The 7,426-nt window shown below is 66.1% G+C and carries 7 protein-coding genes; 1 reads left to right on the plus strand and 6 read right to left on the minus strand.

The genetic code is table 11. The features are described 5' to 3' along the window. Positions 1–402: helix-turn-helix domain-containing protein (locus tag VGC18_RS12620; RefSeq protein ID WP_331097902.1), on the minus strand; the 402-nt coding region annotated here is incomplete at its 3' end. Between the two features lie 154 nt (positions 403–556). On the opposite strand from VGC18_RS12620, the gene VGC18_RS12625 reads away from it, so the two are divergent. Continuing rightward, entirely contained in the window at positions 557–2,059 is a 1,503-nt protein-coding gene (locus tag VGC18_RS12625) for an aminopeptidase P family protein (protein WP_331097904.1), read from the plus strand. Here the strand turns inward: VGC18_RS12625 and VGC18_RS12630 are convergent. From VGC18_RS12630 to VGC18_RS12650, 5 genes are all read right to left on the minus strand, one after another. Further along, entirely contained in the window at positions 2,056–3,081 is a 1,026-nt protein-coding gene (locus tag VGC18_RS12630) for a LacI family DNA-binding transcriptional regulator (RefSeq protein ID WP_331097906.1), read from the minus strand. The two genes, VGC18_RS12625 and VGC18_RS12630, sit on opposite strands and share 4 nt — an antisense overlap. 19 nt (positions 3,082–3,100) lie before the next feature. Beyond that, on the minus strand, positions 3,101–4,543 hold the full coding sequence (locus VGC18_RS12635; protein WP_331097909.1) for a GH1 family beta-glucosidase: 1,443 nt from the start codon (positions 4,541–4,543) through the stop codon (positions 3,101–3,103). Continuing rightward, a complete protein-coding gene (locus VGC18_RS12640) occupies positions 4,540–5,361 on the minus strand; it encodes a carbohydrate ABC transporter permease (protein WP_331097911.1) in 822 nt (273 codons plus the stop codon). The genes VGC18_RS12635 and VGC18_RS12640 overlap by 4 nt, the downstream gene beginning before the upstream one ends. 10 nt (positions 5,362–5,371) lie before the next feature. Continuing rightward, positions 5,372–6,373: a sugar ABC transporter permease gene (locus VGC18_RS12645; RefSeq protein WP_331097913.1), complete on the minus strand. Its 1,002-nt coding sequence runs from the start codon at positions 6,371–6,373 to the stop codon at positions 5,372–5,374. A gap of 138 nt (positions 6,374–6,511) precedes the next feature. After that, positions 6,512–7,426, minus strand: a 915-nt coding sequence (locus tag VGC18_RS12650; protein ID WP_331097915.1) for an extracellular solute-binding protein, incomplete at its 5' end; no start/stop codon positions are given.

Here is a 7,426-nt window from a genome sequence, read left to right on the forward strand (position 1 = left end):
GTGACTCGTGCTGGCCCGGCCGAGAGGATGATCGGCTCCCATCTCCAGCAGCACGTTGACGAAGGTGCAGGCCTCGAAGTCCTCCCGGTGGAACCACTCGTCGAAGACGTCGAAGATCGCGAGCAGCCGGCCCTCCGCATCCGCCGCCCGCTCGCGCACCCCCGCCTGCAACGTTCCGATGGTCCAGACCTCTTCCCTGTGCTGAAGGAAGGCGAGCACCAGGTCGTCCTTCGTGGGGAAGTGCCGGTAGACCGTGGCCTTGGCCACGCCCGAGGCGGCGATCACCTCGTCCATGGCGACATCGCGGATGCTGCGTCTGGCGAACAGCTCGTAACTGGCGTTGACGATGCGGGCGCGCGTGTCCGCGACGGTGGCGGTGCGCGCGGGAGCGACGGTGGACATGGAAGACCAATCTGCCGACGACCCTTCCGGGTGGGGTGAAGGCGAAATCGACGGTACCACCAGACCTGACCCACCATAAGTGGTAAAGGGACCAAGACGAGACGGTTCAGTCCAGTTTTTGGGCGCTCCTCGCCGGCAGCGAGAGAATGGAGCCATGGCTGACAAGAAAACCGCCCCCCGCGCGACCAGCAACCGCTCGACCGTCCCGCTCTCCACCACCTTCACCGACTACATCTCGAGCAATTGGGCCGAGCGTGTCGAGGAGGCGCCGGGACCGCGCGAGCAGGCCGCCTTCGCCGCCGCACGGCGCGCACGGATCTCCGCGATGCATCCGGGCAAGCGGCTGATCATCCCGGCCGGCTCGGCCAAGGTGCGCTCCAACGACACCGACTACGCCTACCGGGCGCACTCCGCCTTCTCCCATCTGACCGGATGGGGTGCGGACGCCGTCGCGGGAAGCGTCCTGGTCCTCGAGCCGACGACGACCGGCCACGAGGCGACCCTGTACTTCCGCAAGGCGGCGGGCCGGGACTCCGACGAGTTCTACTCCAACCCGGAGATCGGCGAGTTCTGGACCGGGCCCCGCCCCTCCCTCGCCCAGGTCGCCGGCGACCTCGGCCTGGAGACGGCGGACCTGTCCGACCTGGACGAGGTCCTCGAACGGGTCGGCGCCGGCACCGTCATCGTGCGGGACGCCGATCGCGACCTGACCGATCGGGTGGACGGTCGCCGGCTGCTCGCCGCGGACTCCGGACAGCTGGAGGCGGAGTCACGGGGCACGGATGCCGACACCACCCTCGCCCGCGACCTCTCCGAGCTACGGCTGGTCAAGGACGCCTACGAGATCGATCAGATGCGCCGGGCCATCGCCGCCACGAAGCGGGGTTTCGACGACGTGATCGCCGACCTCCCGGCGATCGTCGCCCATCGGCGTGGCGAACGCCTCGTGGAGGGAACCTTCAACCGGCGGGCGAGGGCAGAGGGGTACGCCGTCGGCTACGACACCATCGCCGCCGCCGGTCGGCACGCCTGCGTTCTCCACTGGACCCGCAACGACGGCCCCGTGCTCCCGGGCGACCTGATCCTGATGGATGCCGGAGTGGAGCTCGACAGCCTCTACACGGCAGACATCACGCGGACGTTTCCCGCCGGCGGCGTCTTCAGCGAGACCCAGCGGCTCGTCTACGACGCCGTCCGCGAGGCGGCCGACGCCGCCTTCGCGATCGTGCGCCCCGGCATCCGCTTCCGGGAGATCCACGCGGCGGCCATGGAGGTCATCGCCCGCAGGACGGCGGAGTGGGGTCTGCTGCCGGTGAGCGCGGAGGAGTCGATCAAGCCGGAGAACCAGTTCCATCGTCGATACATGGTGCACGGGACCAGCCACCATCTGGGGCTGGATGTGCACGACTGCGCCCAGGCGCGTCGCGAGCTCTACCTGGACGGCCTCCTCGAACCGGGAATGGTCTTCACGATCGAGCCCGGCCTGTACTTCCAGCCGGACGATCTGACGGTCCCCGAGCGGCTCCGCGGCATCGGCGTGCGGATCGAGGACAACATCCTCGTCACCGAGTCCGGCGCGGAGAACCTGTCCATCGGGATCCCGCGGACCGCGGACGACGTCGAGGCCTGGCTGGCCGGGGCGGCGGTCTCCGACTAGGACGACTCCCGCACGACGAGCTCCGTCGGCAGGATCGTCACCTGATCGACGGGATGGCCCTCGATGATCTTGACGAGCACCTCCGCCATCGCCCTGCCGAGTTCCACCGACGGCTGATGCACCGTGGTCAGCGGCGGGCTCGCAGTCAGCCCGAAGTAGTTGTCGTCGAAGCCGACGACGGCGACGTCCTCCGGGATCCTCAGACCGCGCTCCCGGAGGGTGGTGTACGCGCCCATGGCCATCTGGTCGTTGGCCACGACCACCGCGTCGATCGGGATGCCGCGATCGAGCAGCCTGCGCATCGCATCCGCCCCGGACGCCGGAGTGAAGTCGCCGAACTCGACGAGCGTCTCGTCCAGCCCGCGATCCTGGACCGCTCGGCGCCAGCCCTCGAGCCGGTCGACGCCCGGAGGCATGTCCTGGGGCCCGGCGATCGCGGCGACGCTGCGCCGGCCACGACCGATGAGATGTTCGACCGCGATGCGCTCGCCGGCGATGTCGTCGACCCCGACGAAGTAACTGCCGCCCTGGGCATCCGGGAGGAGCGGCCGGCCGGCGAAGACGACGGGCAGCGACTTCTCGAGATGGGCGTAGGAGTGGTCGCCGCTGTGGTGCGAGACGATGAGCGCGCCGTCGACGTTGCCGCTGATGAGGTACTGCCTGGTCTTGTCCGGCTTGGACTCGACCGCGATCAGCATGTTGAGGGTGTACTCGGTCTCCGCGAGATACATCGCGATGCCCTGGACGATCGAGGCGAAGAACGGGTCGGCGAACACCATGGCCGTCGACTCGGGGATGACCAGCGCGATCATCTGGGTCCGCCTGCTCGCGAGCGAGCGCGCCGCCCGGTTCGGGACATAGTTCAAGGCGTCGATGGCGGCCCTGACCGCCTCGGCGACCTCCGGCGTCACCTTCGGCGACCCGTTGACGACGCGCGAGGCGGTGGCTCGGGAAACCCCCGCCCGCGCGGCGACCATTTCGAGAGTCGGTGTCGGCGTGCTCTCGCTGACTTCGGACGTCATCCCTCGTCCTTCGTCACTGTCACTGAGCGGCGGTCACCCGCACATCTGCCGCGGCGTGTGCCGAGGCGAGGATGCGCGAATAGAAGTGACCACTGTCCTTGATGATCCGCTCCTGGCTGTCGTAGTCCACCCGCACGATCCCGAAGCGCTTCCCGTATCCCCAGGCCCATTCGAAGTTGTCGAGTAGGGACCAGACGAAATAGCCACGGACATCCGCGCCCGCATCGATCGCCTGATGAACGGCATCGATGTGATCGACGAGATAGGAGGCGCGCTCGGCATCGTGCACCGCCCCGTCCTCGGAGACGACGTCCTCGTAGGCCGCACCGTTCTCCGTGACGTAGAGCGCCGGCAGGCTCGGATACTCCTGCCCGAGCCGCACGAGCAGCGTCCGCAGGCCGGTGGGATTGACCTCCCAGCCCATCGCCGTGCGAGGGAGGCCGCGCAGCGGGAACGTGACGTACTCGCTGCCGATGAGCCAGGTGCTCGTCGGACGATCGGTCGGCTTGAACTCCCGCTCGTCCTGCGCGGTCGACGGATGCCCGCTGATGCTGTCGTCGTGATAGTGATTGACCCCGAGGAAGTCGATCGGCTGGCCGATGATCGCGAGATCCCCGTCCTGGATGACCTCGGACAGCCCGAGATGCCCCACGTCCTGGAGCAGGTCGGCCGGGTATTCGCCGCGCAGCACCGGGTCGAGGAAGGCACGATTCCACAGGGCATCGACGCGGCGGGCCGCCTCGATATCGACAGGATCGTTCGGGTCGTTCGGGATCGCGTTGGTGAGGTTGAGTGTCACCCCGAGCTGTATCGGCTCGTTCTTCGCCTCGCTCTGCGCACGCAACGACTGCACCACGAGGCCGTGGCCGAGGTGCAGGTGGTGCAGCGCCGCCAGGGCGGCCGCGGGCTCCTGCCTGCCGGGGGCGTGATCGCCCGCGGCATAGCCGATGAGCGAGGAACAGACCTGCTCGTTGAAGGTCGTCCAGTGACGCACCCGGTCGCTCAGCGCGTCGTAGACCACCTGCGAGTAGTCGAGGAAGCGGTACGCCGTGTCGCGATTGGCCCACCCGCCCTTCTCCTCCAGCGTCTGCGGCAGGTCCCAGTGGTACAGCGTGAGCCAGGGGAGGATGCCGGCGGCCAGCAGCTCGTCGACCAGGCGACTGTAGAAGTCGAGCCCCGCCTGATTCACCTCGCGGTCACCGGGCTTGATCCGCGCCCAGCTGGTGGAGAACCGATAGGCGTCGAGCCCGAGGTCCTTCATCAGGGCGACGTCGGCGGGCATCCGGTGGTAGTGGTCCACCGCGACCTCCGGGGTGTCCCCGTTCTGGACGGCGTCGGGGATCCGGGCGAAGTGATCCCAGATCGAGTCCTCCTTGCCGTCCTCGTGCGCGGCGCCCTCGACCTGGGCGGCCGCGGTCGCGGCGCCCCAGAGGAAGCCGTCCGGCCATCGTGTCTGACTCACTTGACGGCTCCCGCGCTGAGGCCTGCGACGAAGTTGCGCTGCAGGAGGAGGAACCCGACGACGACCGGGATGCTCACCACGAGCGAGGCGGCCATGATCTGGTTCCAGTACACATTGACCTCTGTAGAGTACTCGCCCAGGCCGACGGCGAGTGTTCTGCTGCTCTCCGTCGTCAGCACCGAGGCGAAGAGCACTTCACCCCATGCCGTCATGAAGCTGTAGACCAGGACCGCGATGACACCCGGTCGGGCGACGGGGAGCACAACACGGAACAGCGTGGTCATCGCCGAGGCGCCATCGACCTTCGCCGCCTCGTCCAGCTCGCGCGGGATGTTGTCGAAGTAGCCGGACAGCATCCAGACCGAGAACGGGAGGGTGAAGGTGAGGTAGGTGATGATCAGGCCGACCCTGGTGCCGACCAGCTGGATCCCGAACGTCTGATTGATGTTGATGAAGATCAGATAGAGCGGGAGCAGGAACAGCACGCCGGGGAACATCTGCGTCGACAGGATGGTGGTCGTGAAGACGTTGCGCCCCCTGAACTGCCAGCGCGAGACGGCATACGAGGCGAAGATCGCCACGATGACGCTGAGGATGCTCGCAATGGCGGAGACGATGAGGCTGTTGACGAAGTAGGTGCCGAGCGGGACCGTCTTCCAGATGTCGAGGAACGGCTGGATCGTGAAGTGGGTCGGCCACCAGGTGAACTGCCCCTGAACGTCGACGAGCGGCTTCATGGACGAGGTGATCATGATGTAGAGCGGAACGATCACGAAGACGCCGAGCACCACAACCGTGATGAGGCGGAACGTCTTCATTCCAGTTGATTCACGCATTGTCCTTCGACCTCCGGTTGCCGATGATGAGATAGATGCCTGTCACGAGCAACAGGAACAGCAGGAGCAGCACCGACATGGCCGAGCCGAACCCGAAGTTGAGGTTGACGAACGAGGTGTTGTAGATGTGGATCGAGATCAGGTCTCCCGATGGAGGTTCATTCCCGCCGAACAGGATGAACGGGGTGTTGAAGTCGTTGAAGGTCCAGAGGAACATCACCAGCAACAGCACCCGGTTGACCTGCCCGAGCTCGGGTAGGGTGATGCTCCGCCACTGCCGGAACGGCTTGGCACCGTCCAGGGCGGATGCCTCGTAGAGGTCCTCCGAGACGCTCTGCAGTCCGGCCATGAGCATGAGGAACGCGAACGGCCACATGCGCCAGATGGCGACGACGATGACGGAGATCAGCGCGTTGGAGCCGATGAGCCAGAACGGCTTGTTGTCCGCGCCGACCAGATGCAGGCTCGTCAGCACGTAGTTGATGGCACCCGTCTGCTGCTGGAACATGAACTTCCAGGCGATGATGCCCGCGTACATCGGGACGGCGTAGGGGATCAGGAACAGCGTGCGCAGGAAGCCGCGGCCCCAGAACGACCGCTGCAGTGCGACCGCCGCGGCCATGCCGAGGACCCAGGATATCCCGACGACGAAGATCGTGAAGATGCAGGTGGTGATGAAGGACTGGAGCAGTGCCTTCCCCTGTGCACTGCTGAAGTCGAGGGACACGCTGTAGTTGCCGAAGCCGACGAACGGTGCGGCCGCCCAGTTGGCGATGTACAGCTGGGTCAGCTTGATGAAGCTCATCCAGATGCCGACCACCATTGGAATGACATGGATGAGAAGTTCGAGTAGTACCGCGGGGCCGATGAGCACGAACGGCAGCCACCATCCGGGCAGCCGTCGTTTCTTCCCGCTTTTCCCGCCGGACGCGGGGGTTGGAACCGTATTCGCGGGAGGGCCCGCGAGCGTTGGATGTTCCGTGGTAACCGCCATGAGGTCACGGATCCTTTCATTGCTACAGGAGAAGCCTGGCAGGCTTCTGCGGAGATCTCAGGAGAAGCCTGCCAGAACCGGTGTCACGGGAGTGGAGGGGGCGCCGGCGTCACGCCAGGCGCCCCCTCTGCTCGACTACTAGCCTGCGGCGTTCGTCTTGTCTTCTGCGGTCTGAAGCGCAGCCTTGACATCCGCCGACGACACCGAACCGCCTGTTGCGACCGTCGCGAAGAGACCGTTCAGGGCGTTTCCGACGTTCGTCTCGAACGCGCCCTCGAGCGGGACCAGCGGGTACGGCTTGGACATGTTGTTGTAGATGTCCGAGAACGTCTTGGCGATGGTGGCATCGGTCGTGAAGGTCGGGGTGACGCCCTTCAGCACGGGGATCGACGCGTACGGCTTGCCGAGGACGCTCTGGGTCGCCTCACTCGTCATGAACTTGACGAACTTGAGCGCGGCATCCTTGTGCTTCGTGTTCTTGAACACGGAGATGTTGATGCCCTGGATTCCGCTGGCGACCTTCTCGCCGCCCTGGACGGTCGGGATCGGAACGACTCCGTAGTCGCTCGCCGCCATTCCGTTGGACTCGAGCAGCGCGTCCGCGTTGTCCTGGTTGACGATCATCGCGACCTTGCCCTTGGCGAAGTCGGCGCTCGCCTCGGTGCCGTTGGTGTACTGGGCGTTGGACGGGTTGACGACCTTGTCGGTCTGCATCAGGTCCACGTACCGCTTGACACCGTCAACGGCGCCTGAGGAGGTGAAGTCCGGCTTCGTTCCCTTGAACAGGGACGCGCCGTTCTGCTCCGCCGTGATGAACGCGAAGTGCACGTTCTCGGTGTAGCTGCCCGCCTCGAGGCCCATGCCGTAGACGCCGGCACTCGGGTTCGTGAGCTTCTGCGCGTCGGTGACCATCTCCTCCCAGGTGGTGGGAGCGGTCAGACCCGCGTCGGAGAACATCTTCTTGTTGTAGTACAGGCCGTAGGCGAGTCCGTACAGCGGAACGGAGGTGACGGTCTTGCCTTCCTCACCACCGGTCGACAGCGCGGTGGCGAC

The sequence above is a fragment of the Lacisediminihabitans sp. genome (assembly GCF_036404185.1).
GTDB lineage: Bacteria > Actinomycetota > Actinomycetes > Actinomycetales > Microbacteriaceae > Lacisediminihabitans.